General features: G+C 60.3%; 16 protein-coding genes. 5 read left to right on the forward strand and 11 right to left on the reverse strand.

The features are described 5' to 3' along the window. The first annotated feature begins 7 nt into the window (after positions 1-7). Entirely contained in the window at positions 8-568 is a 561-nt protein-coding gene (locus tag C6382_RS01900) for a CsiV family protein (protein ID WP_107022848.1), read from the forward strand. A 4-nt stretch (positions 569-572) separates the two neighbouring features. Further along, positions 573-3,911 (forward strand): DEAD/DEAH box helicase, encoded by a 3,339-nt coding sequence (locus C6382_RS01905; RefSeq protein WP_256588903.1) that lies wholly within the window; start codon positions 573-575, stop codon positions 3,909-3,911. Positions 3,912-3,982: 71 nt separating this feature from the next. Here the strand turns inward: C6382_RS01905 and nagZ are convergent, their stop codons facing one another. The 3 genes from nagZ to C6382_RS01920 are packed head-to-tail and all read right to left on the reverse strand — an operon-like array spanning position 3,983 to position 6,287. Beyond that, positions 3,983-4,981 (reverse strand): beta-N-acetylhexosaminidase, encoded by a 999-nt coding sequence (gene nagZ, locus C6382_RS01910; protein WP_178082733.1) that lies wholly within the window; start codon positions 4,979-4,981, stop codon positions 3,983-3,985. 22 nt (positions 4,982-5,003) lie between these two features. Then, a complete protein-coding gene (locus C6382_RS01915; protein ID WP_107022850.1) occupies positions 5,004-5,528 on the reverse strand; it encodes a L,D-transpeptidase in 525 nt (174 codons plus the stop codon). A 45-nt stretch (positions 5,529-5,573) separates the two neighbouring features. Continuing rightward, the gene (locus C6382_RS01920; RefSeq protein ID WP_107022851.1) at positions 5,574-6,287 is read right to left on the reverse strand and encodes a TetR/AcrR family transcriptional regulator; all 714 of its coding nucleotides are present in this window, start codon (positions 6,285-6,287) and stop codon (positions 5,574-5,576) included. Positions 6,288-6,517: 230 nt separating this feature from the next. On the opposite strand from C6382_RS01920, the gene lexA reads away from it, so the two are divergent. Together lexA and sulA are read left to right on the forward strand one after the other, a co-directional pair. Further along, the gene (gene lexA, locus C6382_RS01925; protein WP_107022852.1) at positions 6,518-7,126 is read left to right on the forward strand and encodes a transcriptional repressor LexA; all 609 of its coding nucleotides are present in this window, start codon (positions 6,518-6,520) and stop codon (positions 7,124-7,126) included. A gap of 10 nt (positions 7,127-7,136) precedes the next feature. Beyond that, the gene (sulA, locus tag C6382_RS01930; RefSeq protein ID WP_107022853.1) at positions 7,137-7,631 is read left to right on the forward strand and encodes an SOS-induced cell division inhibitor SulA; all 495 of its coding nucleotides are present in this window, start codon (positions 7,137-7,139) and stop codon (positions 7,629-7,631) included. Positions 7,632-7,697: 66 nt separating this feature from the next. Here sulA and C6382_RS01935 read toward each other — a convergent pair whose 3' ends face one another. The 7 genes from C6382_RS01935 to C6382_RS01970 all read right to left on the reverse strand — a co-directional run bounded on the left by C6382_RS01935 (position 7,698) and on the right by C6382_RS01970 (position 16,004). Next, entirely contained in the window at positions 7,698-7,931 is a 234-nt protein-coding gene (locus tag C6382_RS01935; RefSeq protein ID WP_038608889.1) for a hypothetical protein, read from the reverse strand. Positions 7,932-7,981: 50 nt separating this feature from the next. Beyond that, entirely contained in the window at positions 7,982-8,503 is a 522-nt protein-coding gene (locus tag C6382_RS01940) for a DUF6586 family protein (protein WP_107022854.1), read from the reverse strand. A 171-nt stretch (positions 8,504-8,674) separates the two neighbouring features. Further along, positions 8,675-11,287, reverse strand: a complete 2,613-nt coding sequence (topA, locus tag C6382_RS01945; RefSeq protein WP_107022855.1) for a type I DNA topoisomerase — start codon at positions 11,285-11,287, stop codon at positions 8,675-8,677. A gap of 100 nt (positions 11,288-11,387) precedes the next feature. After that, a complete protein-coding gene (locus C6382_RS01950) occupies positions 11,388-11,639 on the reverse strand; it encodes a DUF1653 domain-containing protein (protein WP_038608885.1) in 252 nt (83 codons plus the stop codon). Between the two features lie 78 nt (positions 11,640-11,717). Then, positions 11,718-12,893: an acetyl-CoA C-acyltransferase FadA gene (fadA, locus tag C6382_RS01955; RefSeq protein WP_107022856.1), complete on the reverse strand. Its 1,176-nt coding sequence runs from the start codon at positions 12,891-12,893 to the stop codon at positions 11,718-11,720. A 29-nt stretch (positions 12,894-12,922) separates the two neighbouring features. Continuing rightward, the gene (fadB, locus tag C6382_RS01960) at positions 12,923-15,070 is read right to left on the reverse strand and encodes a fatty acid oxidation complex subunit alpha FadB (RefSeq protein ID WP_107022857.1); all 2,148 of its coding nucleotides are present in this window, start codon (positions 15,068-15,070) and stop codon (positions 12,923-12,925) included. A 496-nt stretch (positions 15,071-15,566) separates the two neighbouring features. Further along, on the reverse strand, positions 15,567-16,004 hold the full coding sequence (locus C6382_RS01970; protein WP_107022858.1) for a hypothetical protein: 438 nt from the start codon (positions 16,002-16,004) through the stop codon (positions 15,567-15,569). 109 nt (positions 16,005-16,113) lie between these two features. On the opposite strand from C6382_RS01970, the gene C6382_RS01975 reads away from it, so the two are divergent. Beyond that, positions 16,114-16,554: a universal stress protein gene (locus tag C6382_RS01975; protein WP_107022859.1), complete on the forward strand. Its 441-nt coding sequence runs from the start codon at positions 16,114-16,116 to the stop codon at positions 16,552-16,554. 39 nt (positions 16,555-16,593) lie between these two features. Here the strand turns inward: C6382_RS01975 and C6382_RS01980 are convergent, their stop codons facing one another. Further along, complete coding sequence (locus C6382_RS01980) at positions 16,594-18,513, reverse strand: ATP-binding cassette domain-containing protein (RefSeq protein ID WP_107022860.1); 1,920 nt, start codon at positions 18,511-18,513, stop codon at positions 16,594-16,596.

An 18,513-nucleotide genomic window follows, 5' to 3' on the forward strand; every position in this document is an offset into this window, starting at 1 on the left:
AAGATCCATGCGTGTCATTCGTTACCTGCCCCTGCTGCTGGCGTTGTTCACTCCAGCAGCTTTTGCTGAAGGCGTTTATCAGGTCGAATTGATCCTGGTACGGCAGAACGCTGTGCCGGCGATTACCAGCCAGTCAGCCCCGGAAGACTGGAGAAACGGCGCCCAGGCCATTGCCGAAGGCGACCTGCGCCAACCGGCCATGAGCGACGAAGCAGCCAAGCTAAGTGCCGACAGCCAGTACACCGTACTGCTGCATAAAGCCTGGAAACAGGACACCGGCACCATCGCTATCAGTGACGGCAAGGAACAGTTCGGGCACTTCCCGATCGAGGGCAACCTGAACCTCAAGGAAGAGCGCTTCATCAGCGTCGAGGCCAGCCTCTGGGTCAACCAGTTCGACGGCAATGGCGCAGTGATCCAGAGCGAACAGCTCAAGCAGAGCAACAGCACGGTAAAAAATGGCGAACTGACCTTCCTTGATGGTGGGCACCTGGCCTTGCTGCTCAAGGTTACGGCCAATCGGCCCGTCAGTGCACCCACTCCTGCGCCGGAGATGATGGAGCAGTAGTCTAATGCCGAAAACGCTGCGACAAGTGCTCGAAGATAGCGACTGGGCTCTGTCCTTCCCGCACAATGCGCTGGACAGAGGGTTCCACTATGCCGAACAACACCGGGTAAAGGTGATATCCCTTGAGGATTACAACTTTACCTCGGTCTGTCGCGGTTCAGGCGCGAACATCTACACCCAGTCCATCAGCGTAAGGCCACCAGGCAAGCACTTCGCTTCGTTGAACGCCGACTGTACCTGCCCGGTCGGCTTCGACTGCAAGCACTGCGCAGCAGCCTTGTACCACCTGATGACACTTCCCGCGCTACCGGCAGGAACGCAACAGAATGACGGCGAGCAGCTAAGCCCTGCGCTGGAGCACTGGCTGGAATGCCTGAAAAAATCAGGTCGCGATGCCGATAAACGTGCCGAGCACAGCACGCGCACCCTGATCTACGAACTTGAGTTCCAGGCAAACGGCATAGCCACTATCACACCGTACAAGTGCAAGCGCCTCAAGGATGGCCACTTCACAGACCTCAAGGTGATCCTTTACCCGCACGAAATACTGCGACAAAACCCTGGCTACCTGGCCGAAAGCGACGCGAAATTTTTGCGCATGGTTGTTGCCGGAACGTCCACCGGTGCTTTTTCGAGCGGTGTGAACCTCGAAGGCAGTGAAGGCGCCGAGCTGCTTGAACACGCACTTGCCACCGAGCGCCTGTTTCTGACGGCAGATGAACAACCACTCAAACCAGGCCCGACCCTGACAGGCGAGTTTCGCTGGGAAAAACTCAAAAACGAAAACTACAGAGGCTGCTGGTACCACCAGGGCAAGATGCGCAAACAGGTACTGGCCTTGAAACCGCTGTACTACGTTGATGCCGAACAGGGCCAGATTGGTCTGCTCAGCCACAGCTATGATGAAGTAATTGCTTGCTCCCTCGCTTTGGCACCGCTGGTGCCTGAAAGCCAGGTGGTTAATTTCAGCCACAGGATCCAGACCCTCAACCGGCAGATCCCCACCCCCAGAACATTGAGCGAGACGATCATCGACGGTATTGCCCCCACGCCCCACCTGATTCTGGGCAGCCACGAGTTCAGCGCTTATGTGCCGCAATCGGGCAGGATGCAACGCCAGCACCAGCACCGCGCCGCCCTGTCCTTTGTATATGACGGCATCCGCGCCAGTGGCAAGCAAGGCGCGGAAATCACACGCCTTGACGGCACTACCAACCAGCGCATCCAGCGCCAGCCTGACGCCGAGAAGCTGATACGCCAGACACTGCTGCGCCTGGGCTTCAAAGTGGCCACCCGCCAAAGCAAAGCACTCCCAGAAAGCGCGGGTGAGCTTCTGGAACTGGCAACCGAAGGCGCCTGGTTACGCTTTATGCTCAACGACCTGCCGGCCCTGCGCGAGCAAGGCTGGGAGATCGAATACACCGACGATTTCGCTTTCAATCTCGCCGAGGTCGATGACTGGTACGCCCATATTGACGAGGCTAGCGGGCGCGACTGGTTCGACCTGGAAGTGGGCATTGAGGTCAATGGCCAGCGCTTGAGCCTGCTGCCCATTCTGCTCAATGTACTGCGCACCCACCCGGAACTGCTCAACCCTGCCCAGTTGAACAGGCGGCGCGACGACGAAAGCCTTCTGGTGCAGATTCCCGCCCCCCAGGGTGAGGTACGCCGCAGCCTGCAAGTAGCACTTCCGTACGGCCGGCTCAAGCCAGTACTGGCAACGCTGGGCGACTTCTACCTGCGCGAGCCGGGCGAAGCCAGCGTGCGCCTGCCGACGCTGGACGCCACCCGCCTCAACGCGCTGGAAGACATTGCGCTGAACTGGCAAGGCGGCGAGCGGGTGCGCAACCTGGGCGAACGTCTGCGTGATATCCGCCTGCAACCGGCACAGATCCCGGCGGGCCTCAACGCCATGCTACGCACCTATCAGCTGGAAGGCCTGAGCTGGATGCAGGCCCTGCGCGAGCTGGAAGTGGGCGGCATCCTCGCCGACGACATGGGCCTGGGCAAGACCCTGCAGACCCTGGCGCACCTGCTTACCGAAAAAAACGCCGGACGCCTGACCCGCCCGGCCATGGTGGTGATGCCGACCAGCCTGATCCCCAACTGGCAGGACGAAGCGCAGCGCTTTGCGCCCGGCCTGAGGGTCCTGGCCCTGCAAGGCCTGGGCCGGCGCAAGCACTTCGACAAACTGCAAGACTACGACCTGCTGCTGACCACCTATGCCCTGTTGCCCAAGGATCTGGAACACTTCAAAGGCCTGATGCTGCATGTGCTGATCCTCGACGAAGCCCAGTACATCAAGAGCCCGGGCAGCAAGGCCGCCCAGGCCGCACGCCAGCTTGAAGCCCGTCAGCGTCTGTGCCTGAGCGGCACGCCCCTGGAAAACCACCTGGGCGAGTTGTGGTCGCTGTTCCACTTCCTGCTGCCTGGCTGGCTGGGCGATGCCAAGGCCTTCAACCGCGACTACCGCACACCGATCGAACGCCAAGGCAACAACGAGCGCCTGCAGCACCTCAACGCACGGATCAAGCCGTTCCTGCTGCGGCGCACCAAGGAGCAGGTAGCCACCGAACTACCGGCCAAGACCGAGATGATCCATTGGGTCGATCTCAGCGATGCCCAGCGCGATGTCTACGAGACCATGCGCCTGGCCATGGACCAGAAAGTGCGCGCCGAGATCACCCGCAAGGGCGTGGCCCGCAGTCAGATCATCATTCTTGAAGCGCTGCTTAAACTGCGCCAGGTCTGCTGCGATTTGCGCCTGCTCAACAGCGAAGCATCGACTGCCCGCGGCACCCATTCCGGCAAGCTCACCAGCCTGATGGAGATGCTCGAAGAACTGCTCGCCGAAGGTCGTCGAGTGCTGTTGTTCTCGCAGTTCACCAGCATGTTGCGACTGATTGAAAACGAGCTTGAGCAGCGTGGTATTGCCTATGCCCTGCTGACCGGCGAAACCCGCGATCGCCGCGCGCCGGTACAGGACTTCCAGAACGGTCGCTTGCAGATTTTCCTGATCAGCCTCAAGGCCGGTGGCGTGGGCCTGAACCTGACCGCTGCCGATACCGTGATCCATTACGATCCCTGGTGGAATCCAGCGGCGGAAAACCAGGCCACCGACCGTGCCTATCGGATTGGCCAGGAAAAACCAGTGTTCGTCTACAAGCTGATTACCCGAGGCACGGTGGAAGAAAAAATCCAGCAGCTGCAGCAAGAGAAGTCGGCTCTGGCGGCTGGGGTTCTGGATGGGCGTCAGGCGGGGGATTGGCGTTTGGCGGCGGAGGATATCGATGCATTGTTTGCGCCGTTGCCTGGCAAGCGCAAGGCTTCGAAAGCGGGTTGAATTCATCGCGGGACAAGCCCGCTCCCACAGGAAGGTGAGAATCCCTGTGGGAGCGGGCTTGCCCCGCGAAATCAGTCGACCAACTGCGCCTCTTTCAAAGCCCCCAGTGCCTCCAGCCAGCGCGGCTGCTGACGATAATCGGTACGCGCAAAGCCCTGCCCACGCATCTGTGCAATACGTGGCGACGGCTTGACCTTAAGACGTTGCGCCGCTGTCAGCGCCTGCTCGGCAGCGGTCCGGTCATTACACACCAGACCCATATCACACCCGGCACTCAACGCCGCCTCGATACGACTGGCCGCATCACCCACCACATGAGCACCCGCCATCGACAGGTCATCACTGAAAATCACCCCGTCAAAGCCCAGCTCGCCACGCAGGATGTCCTGCAACCAGCGGCGCGAGAAGCCCGCCGGCTGGCTGTCGACCTGCGGATAGATGACATGTGCCGGCATCACCGCCGCCAGCTGGCCGCTGAGTCGCGCGAACGGCACCAGATCGACGGCACGGATCTGCTCAAGGCTGCGCTCGTCAGTTGGGATGGCGACATGAGAGTCGGCCTCAGCCCAACCATGGCCCGGGAAGTGCTTGCCGCAGGCAGCCATGCCTGCGGCGTTCATACCACGGATAAAGGCACCGGCCAGGGCAGTGGCACGTTGCGGATCCCCTTCGAACGCGCGACTGCCAACCACGGCGCTGCGTTGGTGATCGAGGTCCAGAACCGGGGCGAAACTCAGGTCCAGACCAACCGCCAGCACTTCGGTAGCCATCAGCCAGCCACACTGCTCAGCCAGGTACTCGGCATTGTCGTTATCAGCAATTGCACGCATGGCCGGCAGTCTTACAAAGCCCTGGCGCAAACGCTGCACCCGGCCGCCTTCCTGATCCACAGCAAGAATCAGGTCCGGGCGGATAGCACGGATCGAGGCGGTCAGTTCGCGCACCTGGCGCGGGCTTTCGATGTTACGGGCAAAGATGATCAGACCGGCCACTTCGGGCTGGCGCAACAGCTGGCGATCTTCGGCGGTCAGCCAGGTACCGGCGATGTCGACCATCAAGGAGCCTTGCAGGCTGGCACTCATAATTGATCCTTCAGTTCAGGGGCGCGTCGACCCATTCGGGGCACGCGGCTTCTTCGATTCGCACCAGGCAATGCACTGGCACCTGGTCAAACAGGCGCAACAGGTCGGCATTGCGCAGGCGCACACAGCCATGGGACAACGGCACGCCCATAGGTTCGCAATCAGGCGTGCCATGCAGATAAATGTAGCGACGGAAGGTGTCGACCATCCCCAGACGGTTGAATCCCGGCTCACAACCGCTAAGCCAGAGGATACGGCTGAGGATCCAGTCACGGCCGGGAAATTGCTCTTGCAGTTCAGGCGACCACGTCTCGCCGGTCCAGCGCCGCCCGCGCAGTACCGCACCCTGCGGCAGCCCGGCACCAATCTTTGCCCGGACCTGATGCAGGCCACGGGGTGTGCAACCGGAGCCATTGCGTTCACCGGCCCCCTTAAGCGCGGTGGAGACAGGCAGACGCAAGCGCAATTGCCCTTGGGCGAACCCGTAGAGGCATTGATCGGCAAGGGAAATGTGCAGTAAATCGAGACTGGGCATGGGCGCTAGCTTAGCCGATGCGGCTCGCCGCGCCCAGCCATGGCATCAGGCCTTGGCGGCGACCGTGGTGCTTGAAGACTTGCTGCGCGGACGCAGCTGCGCGGCGGCCATGGCTCCGTCAGTGACACCGCTATCGGCGCGCATACCGGCGGCAAGGAACGGCACCATCAGGCGCATGACCTGTTCGATCGAGGTGTTAACGCCGAAATCAGTTTCGGAAATGGCCCGCAGCGCCTTGATCCCGGACATGCTGAATGCCGCGGCACCGAGCATGAAGTGCACGCGCCAGAACAGCTCGATGGGCGGAATACGCGGCGCGGCCTCGTTGACCAGCAGCATATAACGGCGGAACACCTTGCCGTACATGTCTTCCAGGTAACGCCGCAAGTGCCCCTGGCTCTGACTGAAGGCCAGGCCCAGCAGGCGCATGAAGATCGACAGGTCGTTACCGCTGCGCGGTTGTACCACCAGCGCCTGCTCGACCAGCATTTCCAGCAGCTCTTCAAGACTTGGCTTGTGTTCTGGACGGGCCTGACGACGCTCCAGCTCGCGCTCGAGGCTGGTGCAGAAAGGACCGAGGAAACGCGAGAAGACCGCCTGGATCAGGGCCTTCTTGGACCCGAAATGGTAGTTCACCGCCGCCAGGTTGACGCCGGCCTTGCTGGTGATCAGCCGTAATGAGGTTTCGGCAAAACCTTTTTCCGCGAACAACTGCTCGGCAGCATCGAGAATGCGTTCAACGGTTTCCGACTGGGCCATGACTACTCCGCCTGACAAACACTTGTTTGAAACATACGTTTCAAAGCGGTGATTTGTCAAGTCCGCGCAGCCGTTTTGTGCCTACCCGGTCACGTATTAAATCACAGCTGCAGGCCGCAAGCTGCAAGGACATCTGCCCCTGCCCCGGGTTTTCTTGCAGCCTGATGCTTGCAGCCTGCCACTCACTGTATATAATCCCAGTCACTGTATAAAAAGACAGAGCGATCGACATGCTAAAACTGACGCCACGCCAAGCTGAGATTCTGGCTTTTATCAAGCGCTGCCTGGAAGACAACGGCTTCCCGCCCACCCGCGCAGAAATCGCCCAGGAGCTGGGTTTCAAGTCTCCGAATGCCGCCGAGGAACACCTCAAGGCCCTGGCCCGCAAGGGCGCAATCGAGATGACCCCGGGCGCCTCGCGCGGCATCCGCATCCCCGGCCTTGAAGCCAAGACCGAAGACAGCGGCTTGCCGATCATCGGCCGTGTCGCAGCCGGTGCCCCGATCCTTGCCCAGCAACACATCGAGGAATCCTGCAACATCAACCCGGCCTTCTTCCATCCCCGGGCCGACTACCTGTTGCGCGTTCACGGCATGAGCATGAAGGATGTCGGCATTGTCGATGGCGACCTCCTCGCCGTACACACCTGCCGCGAAGCCCGCAATGGCCAGATCGTGGTTGCCCGCCTGGGTGACGAGGTCACAGTCAAGCGCTTCAAGCGTGAAGGCAGCAAAGTCTGGCTGATTGCTGAAAACCCCGAATTCGCCCCCATCGAAGTCAACCTGAAAGACCAGGAGCTGGTGATCGAGGGCTTGAGTGTCGGCGTCATTCGCCGGTAAAGGAGGCGTCATGCAGTTCCCCCCAGCGTCACAGAACGTACCGCAGCAAGCACAATTGCCCCTGTTCGAAGCATTCCTGGCCCAGCCAGTGCTGCCCGGACTGAAAGCCGCCAAGCCTGTGCCGCACCCTGGCGCAGCTCAGGTTTTCAGCGAGCTGTCTTTCCGTGGTGCGCTGGGCAACTGCCAGAGCCTGCTGGCCCCCATGTTGCGCGAACTGAGCGAGCTGAGCGAAGAGCAGGACGAGCGCTGGCTGACCCTGATCGCCCCACCGGCCAGCCTGACCCAGGCATGGCTACGCGAAGCGGGCTTGAACCGCGAGCGCATTCTGCTACTGCAACCACGCGGCAACCAGAGCGCCCTGCAACTGGCCTGTGAAGCCCTGCGCCTGGGCCGCAGCCATACCGTGGTCAGTTGGCTGAGCACGGTCAGCAGCAGCGCTCGCCAGCAACTGAGCAACGCCGCACGCGCTGGAGACGCACAAAGTCTGAACATCCGCCTTGGCTGATACTCAGGTTCAAGTATTGATTGGTTGCGCCAGGCTTCCTCAGGACGAGGAAGCCATGTATGGCGATCAATGCAGAACGCGGGGCCCGTCGTCTCGTTCGACTTCGCCTTCCACCAGCTTGCCGGCCATCTGCACGCCAACACTGAGCATGGCCTTGGCCACTTCCACGTGCTGACCTTGCAAGAAAGCCTTGGCGTCCTCGGAGAAATCCAGGGTTACCAGGGAGCCTTCGTCCTCGGCACGGCGCAACTCGATCCGGCCATCAGGCAACTCGACAATTTCTAGAAAGGACGTTGGCATAAGGGGCTGTTCTCCACGAAAGGGCAGTATTGTACCAGCGAGCGCCCCAATCAGCACTCACTCAAGCCCTCGCGAAAACGAACGGTCAGGCCCTTGAGATTCTGCCGCCAGCTTTCCAGCTCTTCCCGCGAAAGTGGCGCCACCTCAGGCTCTTCAAGGCTCACAGCCTGAATCAAAGGCTGGGTGACGTCGGTTTTCGGCGTTTTTTTCGCGACCGGCGGTCGGAACAAATCGGCATAAGCGCTTAACAGTTGCGCCAGCCAGGTTTCCCGCTGCTCAGCCAGTTCGACCAGCTCCGCCATCTCAGGAATCGCCACCGCCGCCAGCACTTCGCGAGTCAGCAGCAACTCTGCGCGTGGTGCACCGGCCTGCGGCAAGCGGTAAAAACCGGCAATCTCGTGACACAAACCCAGCAGTGCACCGTACAGGTGAAACAGCGCCGATTCACGCTCAGCCTGAATCAAGGCCTGGGCATTCATAGCCCGGCTTTCCTGTGCCCTGCCCATGGCTTCGAGGGCCAGGCCGGCAAAGTAAATCTTCTGATTGGTGCGGGTGTAAAGTTCCTGGGCCATTTGGGTGCCCTCCGAAAGGCTGCAAGGCGATCTGTGAATTTACACCATTGCAGGCCTGAAAAGCATCGCGGGGCAAGTCGGGTCGCCGCACCGCCGCTCCTACAGGGATCACCTGTGGGAGCGGCGGTGCGGCGACCCGACTTGCCCCGCGATTTGATCAATAAAGATCGATCAGCGCTTATCCTCAACCTTCCAGGCATTGCCGTCGTAGAACGCACGCCAGCCAGTCGGCTTACCCTCGACCTCGGTCTGCACGTACTGCTCCTTGGTCTTGCGGCTGTAGCGGATCACTGCCGGACGGCCATCAGGATCTTTCTTCGGCGCCTCGCAGAGGAAGTGGTACTTCGGATCGATTTCGTCTTTATGCGGAATGATTTCGATCACCAGCGGCGCACGGGTCTCGCGGTTTTTCGGGAACTGGCTGGCGGCCAGGAACAGACCCGAAGCACCATCACGCAGGACGTAGGTGTCATTGACCTTTTCGCACTTGAGCTCCGGCATTTTCACCGCATCCATCTTCGGCGGCGCCGCTTCGCCGCTCTTGAGCAGCTTGCGGGTGTTCTTGCACTCGGCGTTGGTGCAGCCGAAGAACTTCCCGAAACGACCGGTCTTGAGCTGCATTTCGCTACCGCACTTGTCGCACTCCAGGCTCGGCCCTTCGTAGCCTTTGATGCGGTAATTGCCCTCTTCGATCTCGTAGCCGGTGCAATCAGGATTGTTACCGCAGATGTGCAGCTTGCGCTTCTCATCGAGCAGGTAGGCATCCATGGCCGTCGAGCAGATCGGGCAACGGTGCTTGTTGAGCAGCACGCGCGATTCCGATTCACCCTCGTCGTCGGCCGCGATTTCATCGCCCGGAACCAGGTTCACGGTGGCCTTGCAACGTTCTTTCGGCGGCAGGCTGTAGCCCGAGCAGCCGAGGAACACGCCGGTAGATGCGGTACGAATCATCATCGGCCGCCCGCAATCCTTGCACGCGATGTTGGTCAGGGTCGGCTGGTTGGCACGCATGCCCTTCTCGCCATCCTCGGCCAGCTTCAGCTTGTTGCTGAAATCGCCGTAGAACTCGTCCAGCACGTTTTTCCAGTCGCGTTCGCCCTGGGCCACATCGTCGAGGTTCTCTTCCATGCCGGCAGTGAAGCCGTAGTCCATCAGGTTGGAGAAGCTCTCCGACAGACGTTCGGTGACGATGTCGCCCATTTTCTCGGAATAGAACCGACGGTTATGCAGGGTCACGTAGCCGCGATCCTGAATGGTCGAAATGATCGCCGCGTAGGTGGAGGGACGGCCAATACCACGCTTTTCCATTTCCTTGACCAGACTGGCCTCGGAGAAACGCGCAGGCGGCTTGGTGAAGTGCTGGCTCGGATCAAGCTGGATCAACTTGAGCACTTCGCCCTGGTTCATCTCCGGCAGCACGTCATCGTCGCCCGGTTTGCTCTGTTGCGGCAGGACCCGAGTGTAACCGTCAAACTTGAGGATACGGCCCTTGGCGCGCAGCTCGAAGTCGCCAGCGTTGACACTGACGGTGGTCGACAGGTACTGCGCCGGTGGCATCTGGCAGGCCAGGAACTGGCGCCAGATCAGCTCATACAGACGCTCGGCGTCACGCTCCATGCCACTGAGCTTGGTCGGGTGCGTGTTGACGTCGGAAGGGCGAATCGCTTCGTGCGCCTCCTGGGCACCCTCTTTGCTGCCGTAGACGATCGGCGCTTCCGGCAGGTACTGCTTGCCGAATTCGCTTTCGATGTAACTGCGGGCCATATCCACCGCATCGACCGAAAGGTTGGTCGAATCGGTACGCATATAGGTGATGTAGCCGGCTTCGTACAGACGCTGGGCCATCATCATGGTCTTCTTCACCCCGAAGCCCAGACGATTGCTCGCGGCCTGTTGCAGGGTAGAAGTAATGAAGGGGGCCGACGGCTTGCTGCTGGTCGGACGGTCTTCACGCTTGGCAACGGTGTAGCTGGAAGACTTGAGCTTTTCCAGCGCGGCCATGGCCTGGGCTTCGTTGAGCGGCTTGAAAGCTTCGCCCTTCTCGCGGGCCACTTCGAAACGCACCTTGGCGTCCTTGGCGGTCCCCAGGTCGGCATGCACTTCCCAGTACTCTTCCGGGATGAAGGCGCGAATCTCACGCTCACGCTCGACAACCAGCTTCACGGCAACCGATTGCACACGACCGGCAGACAGGCCGCGGGCGATTTTCTGCCACAGCAATGGCGAGACCATGTAACCCACCACGCGGTCAAGGAAGCGCCGCGCCTGCTGGGCATTGACCCGATCGATATCCAGCTCGCCTGGCTGCGAGAAGGCTTCCTGGATGGCCTTCTTGGTGATTTCGTTGAACACCACACGCTTGTAGCGGCTGTCATCACCACCGATGGCTTCGCGCAGGTGCCAGGCAATGGCTTCCCCCTCGCGATCCAAGTCGGTTGCGAGATAGATGGTGTCGGCATCTTTGGCCAGACGACGCAGTTCTTCGATAACCTTTTCCTTGCCTGGAAGGATCTCGTACTTGGCTTTCCAGCCGTGGTCCGGATCAACCCCCATGCGCGCGACCAGTTGCTTGCGCGCCTTTTCTTTCGGCGACAGGGCTGGCGCTTCGCCGGCGGCGGCCTTGCCACGCTTGGCAGCAGGCTCTTTGCTGGCGCTGGCCGAACCGCTGGTGGGCAGGTCTCGGATATGGCCGATACTCGACTTCACCACGTACTGGCTGCCCAGGTACTTGTTGATGGTCTTGGCCTTAGCCGGGGATTCCACAATGACCAGCGATTTGCCCATGGATCGGAAAATTCCTGAATACTGAAAATAAAAACACGGCAGGTACCTGACGCGGCACCGCTATATATAGTGGCAACAGAGTGAGGTCAAGCGCGAGGCGTTAGCCACCCTCGGCATCTGGCCGGGAAAACAGTTCGGCTTCAGCCTTGACCAAAGCAAAGCGCGGCACTTGCTCGCCGTCAACCTCGACCGACTCCATAAACATCGAAAGGGGTCGAACCCAGAGGCCGAACTCGCCGTACAGGGCCTGGTAGAACACCACCCACTCCTCGGTTTCGGAATGGCGCGCCGTGCCGAACACACGATACTCAGGCCCCTTGTAATGCCGGTATACGCCTGGTTGTATCTGCATGTTGCTCGCCCTCTTGAAAAAAAATCCTGCAAAAACAAAAACCGGGGCACCAGGCCCCGGTTTCCATCAGCGAAACGCTTAAACGCGTTCGAAGACGGTGGTGATACCTTGGCCCAGACCGATGCACATGGTCGAAACGCCGAAGGTCCCGCCATTCTGCTTCATGACATTGAGCAGAGTGCCGGAAATCCGCGCACCAGAGCAACCGAAAGGATGGCCCAGGGCGATAGCGCCGCCGTGCAGGTTAACCTTCTCATCCATCTTGTCGAGCACTTTCAGATCTTTCAGCACTGGCAGGGCCTGTGCGGCGAAAGCTTCGTTGAGCTCGAAGAAGTCGATATCGGCGACGCTCAGGCCGGCACGCTTGAGCGCTTTCTGCGTTGCTGGCACCGGACCGTAGCCCATGATCGCCGGATCAACACCGGCCACCGCCATGGAACGGATCACCGCCAGCGGCTGGATGCCCAGGTCTTGAGCGCGCTGTGCCGACATGACGATCATGCACGACGCACCGTCAGTGATCTGCGACGAAGTGCCCGCAGTCACGGTACCACCTTTAGGATTGAACGCAGGCTTGAGGGCTGCGAGACTTTCCAGGGTGGTGTCCGGGCGAATGGTTTCATCGTAGTCGAAGACCTTGAGGAAGCCGTTCTCGTCGTAGCCCTGCATCGGGATGATTTCATCCTTGAACTTGCCTTCGACCGTCGCCTTGTGGGCAAGCTGGTGCGAACGCAGGCCGAACAGGTCCTGCTGCTCACGGCTGATGCCATGCATCTTGCCGAGCATTTCAGCAGTCAGGCCCATCATGCCCGAGGCCTTGGCGGCGTACAGCGACATGTGCGGGTTCGGGTCGACACCGTGCATCATGCTGACGTGCCCCATGTGCTCCACGCCACCGACGACGAAAACGTCGCCGTTGCCGGTCATGATCGCCTGCGCTGCGGTGTGCAGGGCGCTCATCGACGAGCCGCACAGACGGCTGACGGTCTGGCCGGCCGCAGTGTGAGGGATCTGGGTCATCAACGACGCCATGCGGGCGATGTTCCAGCCCTGCTCCAGGGTCTGGTTGACGCAGCCCCAGATCACGTCCTCGACTTCGTTAGGGTCGACTTTGGTGTTGCGCTCCAGCACCTTGCTGATCAGGTGCGCGGACATGTCTTCGGCGCGGGTATTGCGGTGCATGCCACCCTTGGAGCGGCCCATCGGCGTGCGACCGAAGTCGACAATCACCACGTCTCTTGGATTCAGGCTCATATATTCTCTCGCTCTCTATCGTTGGGCGCTTAACCGAAGAAGCTCTGGCCGTTTTTGGCCATTTCACGCAGCTTCGCGGTGGGGTGATACAGCGGACCCAGATCGGCGTACTTGTCTGCCAGGGCAACGAATTCAGCGACACCGATCGAATCGATGTAACGCAGCGCACCACCGCGGAACGGAGGGAAACCGATACCGTAGACCAGACCCATGTCGGCTTCGGCGGCGGTTTCAACGATACCGTCTTCCAGGCAACGAACGGTTTCCAGGCACAGCGGGACCATCATCCAGTTGATGATGTCTTCGTCAGTGACTTCACGCTGCTCGTAGACGACCGGCTTGAGCACTTCGAGGACGGCCGCGTCGGCGACTTTCTTCGGCTTGCCGCGCTTGTCGGTCTCGTAGGCGTAGAAGCCCTTGCCGTTCTTCTGGCCCAAACGGTTGGCTTCGTAGAGCGCGTCGACGGCCGAACGACGGTCGTCCTTCATGCGGTCCGGGAAGCCTTCGGCCATGACGTCACGGCCGTGATGGCCAGTGTCGATGCCGACCACATCCATCAGATAGGCCGGGCCCATCGGCCAGCCGAATTTTTCCATGACCTTGTCGATGCGCACGAAGTCGACACCGGCGCTGACCAGCTTGGCGAAACCGCCGAAGTACGGGAACAGCACGCGGTTGACCAAAAAGCCCGGGCAGTCGTTGACCACGATCGGGTTCTTGCCCATTTTCTTGGCGTAGGCAACGGTGGTGGCAACGGCCACATCGCTGGACTTCTCACCACGGATGACTTCGACCAGCGGCATCATGTGCACCGGGTTGAAGAAGTGCATGCCGACAAAGTTTTCTGGACGCTTGAGCGCCTTGGCCAGCAGGTTGATGGAGATGGTCGAGGTGTTGGAAGCGAGGATGGCGTCTTCCTTCACCTGGCCTTCCACTTCAGCCAGTACCGCTTGCTTGACCTTCGGGTTCTCGACCACTGCCTCAACGACGATATCGACGTTGGCGAAGTCGCCATAGGACAGGGTCGGACGAATCGCATTCAGCGCTTCAGCCATTTTCGCCGGGGTCAGGCGGCCCTTCTCAACGCGCTTGCCGAGCAGCTTGGAGGCTTCGTTCAAGCCCAGCTGAATAGCGCCTTCGTTGATGTCCTTCATCAGGATCGGGGTGCCCTTGACCGCCGACTGGTAAGCAATACCGCCACCCATGATGCCGGCGCCAAGTACGGCAGCCTGCTTCACGTCATGAGCGATTTCGTCGTGGGCCTTGGCTTTGCGCTTGAGTTCCTGGTCGTTGAGGAACAGACCGATCAGGCTCTCGGCCACCGAGGTCTTGGCCAGTTTGACGAAGCCAGCGGCTTCGACTTCCAGGGCTTTGTCACGACCGAAGTTGGCAGCCTTCTGGATGCTCTTGATCGCCTCGACCGGCGCCGGGTAGTTCGGGCCTGCTTGACCGGCAACGAAACCTTTGGCGGTTTCGAACGACATCATCTGCTCGATAGCGTTGAGCTTGAGCTTCTCAAGCTTGGGCTGACGCTTGGCCTTGTGATCGAATTCGCCGCTGATGGCGCGCTTGATCAGGTCCAGCGCTGCGGCCTGCAGCAGCTCCGGGGCTACCACGGCATCGACGGCGCCGACTTTCAGAGCGTCTTCAGCACGGTTTTCCTTGCCGGCGGCAATCCACTCGATGGCGTTGTCGGCACCGATGATGCGTGGCAGGCGCACGGTGCCGCCAAAGCCTGGGTAGATACCCAGTTTGACTTCCGGCAGGCCGATTTTGGCGTTGCTGGACATCACGCGGTAGTCGGCAGCCAGGCACATTTCCAGACCGCCGCCCAGCGCGATGCCGTTGATCGCGGCAACAGTCGGCACGGCCAGGTCTTCGAAGTCGCTGAAAATCCGGTTGGCTTCCAGGTTGCCGGTGACCAGTTCGGCCTCGGGCAGCTTGAAGTTATCGACAAACTCAGTGATATCCGCGCCGACGATGAACACGTCCTTGCCACTGCTGACAATTACGCCTTTGATCGAGGCGTCGGCCTTGATGGTGTCTACGGCCTGACGCAATTCGTTCAGGGTAAGACGGTTGAACTTGTTGACGGACTCACCCTTGAGGTCGAACTGCAGTTCGACGATGCCGCTTTCAAGAGCCTTAACCGTGATGGCTTTACCTTCGTAAATCATCAACTGATCTCCACGATATGGAAGCTGAACTGTACACGCCGAACGCTGGTGAAAGACCCGGCCGGCCGTTGGCCGTGATTTGCCGAATCCTTGCGCCAGGCACACCCGTCAGCGCGATAGTCGGGATTCTGTAAGAGCCTTCTGACAATACAAACGCTCAATTCATACGCCCGTTTGATTTGGGTATGCACACATTCAACGAAAAAATCGCCGTTGTCAAATGCCCGAAAGCAGCGTGAAAGCGCGACTTTACGGTCACTTTCTGCTGATCGTGGGCAAACACCGGCTTCGGTGATCAATGCGTATTCACACCAACGATAATGGACAAAGGCTTACACGCGCATGCACAGGGTCAATACACGCCAGGCGCGAACAAAAAGGGCAGGAAAAACGGCGGGTAGCGCACAGCCCGCTACACTGGGAAGGATTCAAGACTTAGACCGGCCTGCCTGGCCCGCCTGCCCGATGCGTGTATCGGGCTTTTTATTGAGCGTGATCAGGCCAGGGCTTTGAGTACCGCGGCAATATCCTGCAATACAGCTGTTTCACCCCGCTCTCCCCAATAGAGGGCAACCATCTGCGGGCCGGCTTCAACCTTATAGACGCTTTCAGGCAAGCGGGCAAAATGTTCTGCAAGCACAGGATCGGCACACGGCTCACGCCATTGGTTGAGCCAGGTGCCCGGAGTGGTTTGCCAGTAACTCCAGCTGTCTGCCCTGCCCTGGCGCCGCGGTCGTACGTACTGCGCGCAGGGGCTCGGCGGCTCTTTGGGCAGCCAGTGCGGCCACTGCTGCGGCGCCAGCTGCATGTTCAAGCCCATGCGTCGGGCTTCCATGCGCAGGGCCATGCGGCCACTCTGGTTACGCGAAGGACGCAACCAGGCCAAGGGGCTGAGAATCAGCGCAAGGATTGACACCACTACCCAGACCGTCATATCTGTTATTCCCATAAAGCTTTGCAAATGAGCTGGTTAGCCGAGGTTCTGAGCGATCAGCCTGAAAACGACCATACTTGAACTATCGCGACTGTCAGGAGAGCCTCTCATGCCCTACGAACACATACTGGTTGCCGTCGACCTGACCGAAGAATGCGATCCGGTCATCAAGCGCGCCATGACACTGGCCGCATCGACCGAGACCAAAGTTTCTCTGGTGCATATCGTCGAGCCTATGGCCATGGCGTTTGGTGGTGATGTGCCGATGGACCTGTCCCAGCTGCAACAACAACAGTTCGACCAGGCCAAAGAGCGCATGGACCGCCTGTTCGTCAAATATCCCGACATCAAGCGCGGCGATTCGCACCTGACCTACGGCCAGCCCCGCCAAGAGATCCATCAGCTGGCCAAGGAGAATGCGTGCGACCTGATCGTGGTCGGCAGCCACGGCCGTCACGGCCTGGCACTGCTGCTGGGCTCCACCGCCAACGACGTCCTGCACGGCGCACCTTGTGATGTGCTTGCCGTACGCCTGCAGAAAAAAGAGTAACCAGGGTAGCCCGGCGCAGTCTGCGCCGGGCCCTTTTCCTTAGCTATCGAGTTCAGCCCAACGCTCAACCAGCACATCGAGCTCGGCTTGCATCTGTTCCAGACGCGCCAACACGGCAGAGGTCTGATCAATCGGACGCTGGTAGAAGGCCGGATCGGAAATTTCTTCCTGTACCGCCGCCATCTTCTGTTCCAGTTCGTCAATCTGACCCGGCAGAGCCTCCAGCTCGCGCTGCAACTTGTAGCTGAGCTTTTTCTTCGCTGTCTCGGCGGCCGGAGCCGCAACCGGAGCCGGCTCAGCGGCTTCAACCACCGCCGTGTTCAGCTCTGATTTGCCCGACTTGCTCTCGGTAACGCCAAGCAATTTTGGCGAGCCACCCTGACGAATCCAGTCCTGGTAACCACCGACGTATTCGCGCACCTTGCCCTCACCTTCGAAGACCAGGGTGCTGGTGACCACGTTGTCGAGGAAGGCCCGGTCGTGGCTGACCATCAGCACGGTACCCTTGAATGCAGACAGCACTTCTTCGAGCAGCTCGAGGGTTTCCACGTCGAGGTCGTTGGTCGGTTCGTCGAGCACCAGCAGGTTGGCCGGCTTGCTGAACAGCTTGGCCAGCAGCAACCGCGCGCGCTCACCACCGGACAGCGCCTTGACCGGCGTGCGGGCACGCTGCGGACTGAACAGGAAGTCGCCGAGGTAGCTCAGGACGTGCCGGTTCTGGCCGTCGATCTCGATGAAGTCGCGACCTTCGGACAAGTTGTCGATGACGGTCTTTTCCAGGTCCAGCTGATGGCGCAGCTGGTCGAAATAAGCCACTTCCAGACGGGTGCCGGACTCGACCTTACCGCTAGTGGGTTCGAGATCGCCGAGCATCAGTTTGAGCAAGGTGGTCTTGCCGGTACCGTTGGCGCCGAGCAGACCGATGCGGTCCTCGCGCTGCAGGACCATGGAGAAGTCCTTGACCAGTTGCGGGCCGCCAGGGTGACTGAAGCTGACATTCTCCAGCACCATCACCTGCTTGCCGGATTTCTCCGCAACGTCAAGCTGGATATTGGCCTTGCCGGTACGCTCGCGGCGCTCGCTGCGCTCCACGCGCAGGGCCTTGAGAGCACGCACACGGCCTTCGTTACGGGTACGCCGGGCCTTGATGCCCTGACGAATCCACACCTCTTCCTGGGCCAGCTTCTTGTCGAACAGCGCGTTGGCCGTTTCTTCAGCGGCCAGCGCAGCTTCCTTGTGCACCAGAAAGCTGGCGTAGTCGCCGTTCCAGTCAATCAGGCCACCACGGTCCAGCTCGAGAATGCGCGTGGCCAGGTTTTGCAGGAAGGAACGGTCGTGGGTGATGAACAGCACGGCGCCGCCGAAGCCGCTGAGGGCCTCTTCAAGCCAGGCAATGGCGCCGATGTCCAAGTGGTTGGTAGGTTCGTCGAGCAGTAGCAGGTCTGGCTCGGACACCAGCGCCTGGGCCAGCAGCACGCGCCGGCGCCAGCCACCGGAGAGCTCGGCCAGCGTCTTGTCGGCCGGCAGTTGCAGGCGGCTCAGAGTACTGTCGACCAGTTGCTGCAAGCGCCAGCCGTCACGCGCTTCCAGATCGTGCTGGACGTGCATGAGCTTTTCCAGATCGGCATCGCTGTGGATGTTCTGGCTCAGGTGGTGATATTCAGCCAGCAAGGCGCCAACACCGTCGAGGCCCTCGGCCACCACGTCGAACACTGTACGACCATCGGCCACCGGCAGTTCCTGCGGCAGCTCGCCAATCTTCAACCCAGGAGCGCGCCAGACATCGCCATCGTCAGGCTTCTGATCGCCCTTGACCAGGCGCAGCATGCTCGACTTGCCAGTACCATTGCGGCCGATAATGCACACCCGCTCACCACGGGCGATCTGCCACGACACCTTGTCCAACAACGGCATGGCGCCGAACGCAAGGGACACATCGCTTAATTTGAGCAGGGTCAT

Origin of the sequence: Pseudomonas sp. BBP2017 (assembly GCF_003024385.1) — a bacterium.
In the GTDB taxonomy this organism is placed as follows: Bacteria; Pseudomonadota; Gammaproteobacteria; order Pseudomonadales; family Pseudomonadaceae; genus Aquipseudomonas.

Bases quoted from the DNA above. Each gene is read 5' to 3' on its own strand.
- C6382_RS01975 (WP_107022859.1), top strand. From the start codon at position 16,114: ATGCCCTACGAACACATACTGGTTGCCGTCGACCTGACCGAAGAATGC.
- C6382_RS01905 (WP_256588903.1), top strand. From the start codon at position 573: ATGCCGAAAACGCTGCGACAAGTGCTCGAAGATAGCGACTGGGCTCTG.
- topA (WP_107022855.1), bottom strand. From the start codon at position 11,287: ATGGGCAAATCGCTGGTCATTGTGGAATCCCCGGCTAAGGCCAAGACC.
- fadB (WP_107022857.1), bottom strand. From the start codon at position 15,070: ATGATTTACGAAGGTAAAGCCATCACGGTTAAGGCTCTTGAAAGCGGC.
- C6382_RS01970 (WP_107022858.1), bottom strand. From the start codon at position 16,004: ATGACGGTCTGGGTAGTGGTGTCAATCCTTGCGCTGATTCTCAGCCCC.
- C6382_RS01900 (WP_107022848.1), top strand. From the start codon at position 8: ATGCGTGTCATTCGTTACCTGCCCCTGCTGCTGGCGTTGTTCACTCCA.
- C6382_RS01935 (WP_038608889.1), bottom strand. From the start codon at position 7,931: ATGCCAACGTCCTTTCTAGAAATTGTCGAGTTGCCTGATGGCCGGATC.
- sulA (WP_107022853.1), top strand. From the start codon at position 7,137: ATGCAGTTCCCCCCAGCGTCACAGAACGTACCGCAGCAAGCACAATTG.
- C6382_RS01915 (WP_107022850.1), bottom strand. From the start codon at position 5,528: ATGCCCAGTCTCGATTTACTGCACATTTCCCTTGCCGATCAATGCCTC.
- lexA (WP_107022852.1), top strand. From the start codon at position 6,518: ATGCTAAAACTGACGCCACGCCAAGCTGAGATTCTGGCTTTTATCAAG.
- C6382_RS01980 (WP_107022860.1), bottom strand. From the start codon at position 18,513: ATGACCCTGCTCAAATTAAGCGATGTGTCCCTTGCGTTCGGCGCCATG.
- C6382_RS01920 (WP_107022851.1), bottom strand. From the start codon at position 6,287: ATGGCCCAGTCGGAAACCGTTGAACGCATTCTCGATGCTGCCGAGCAG.
- C6382_RS01950 (WP_038608885.1), bottom strand. From the start codon at position 11,639: ATGCAGATACAACCAGGCGTATACCGGCATTACAAGGGGCCTGAGTAT.
- C6382_RS01940 (WP_107022854.1), bottom strand. From the start codon at position 8,503: ATGGCCCAGGAACTTTACACCCGCACCAATCAGAAGATTTACTTTGCC.
- fadA (WP_107022856.1), bottom strand. From the start codon at position 12,893: ATGAGCCTGAATCCAAGAGACGTGGTGATTGTCGACTTCGGTCGCACG.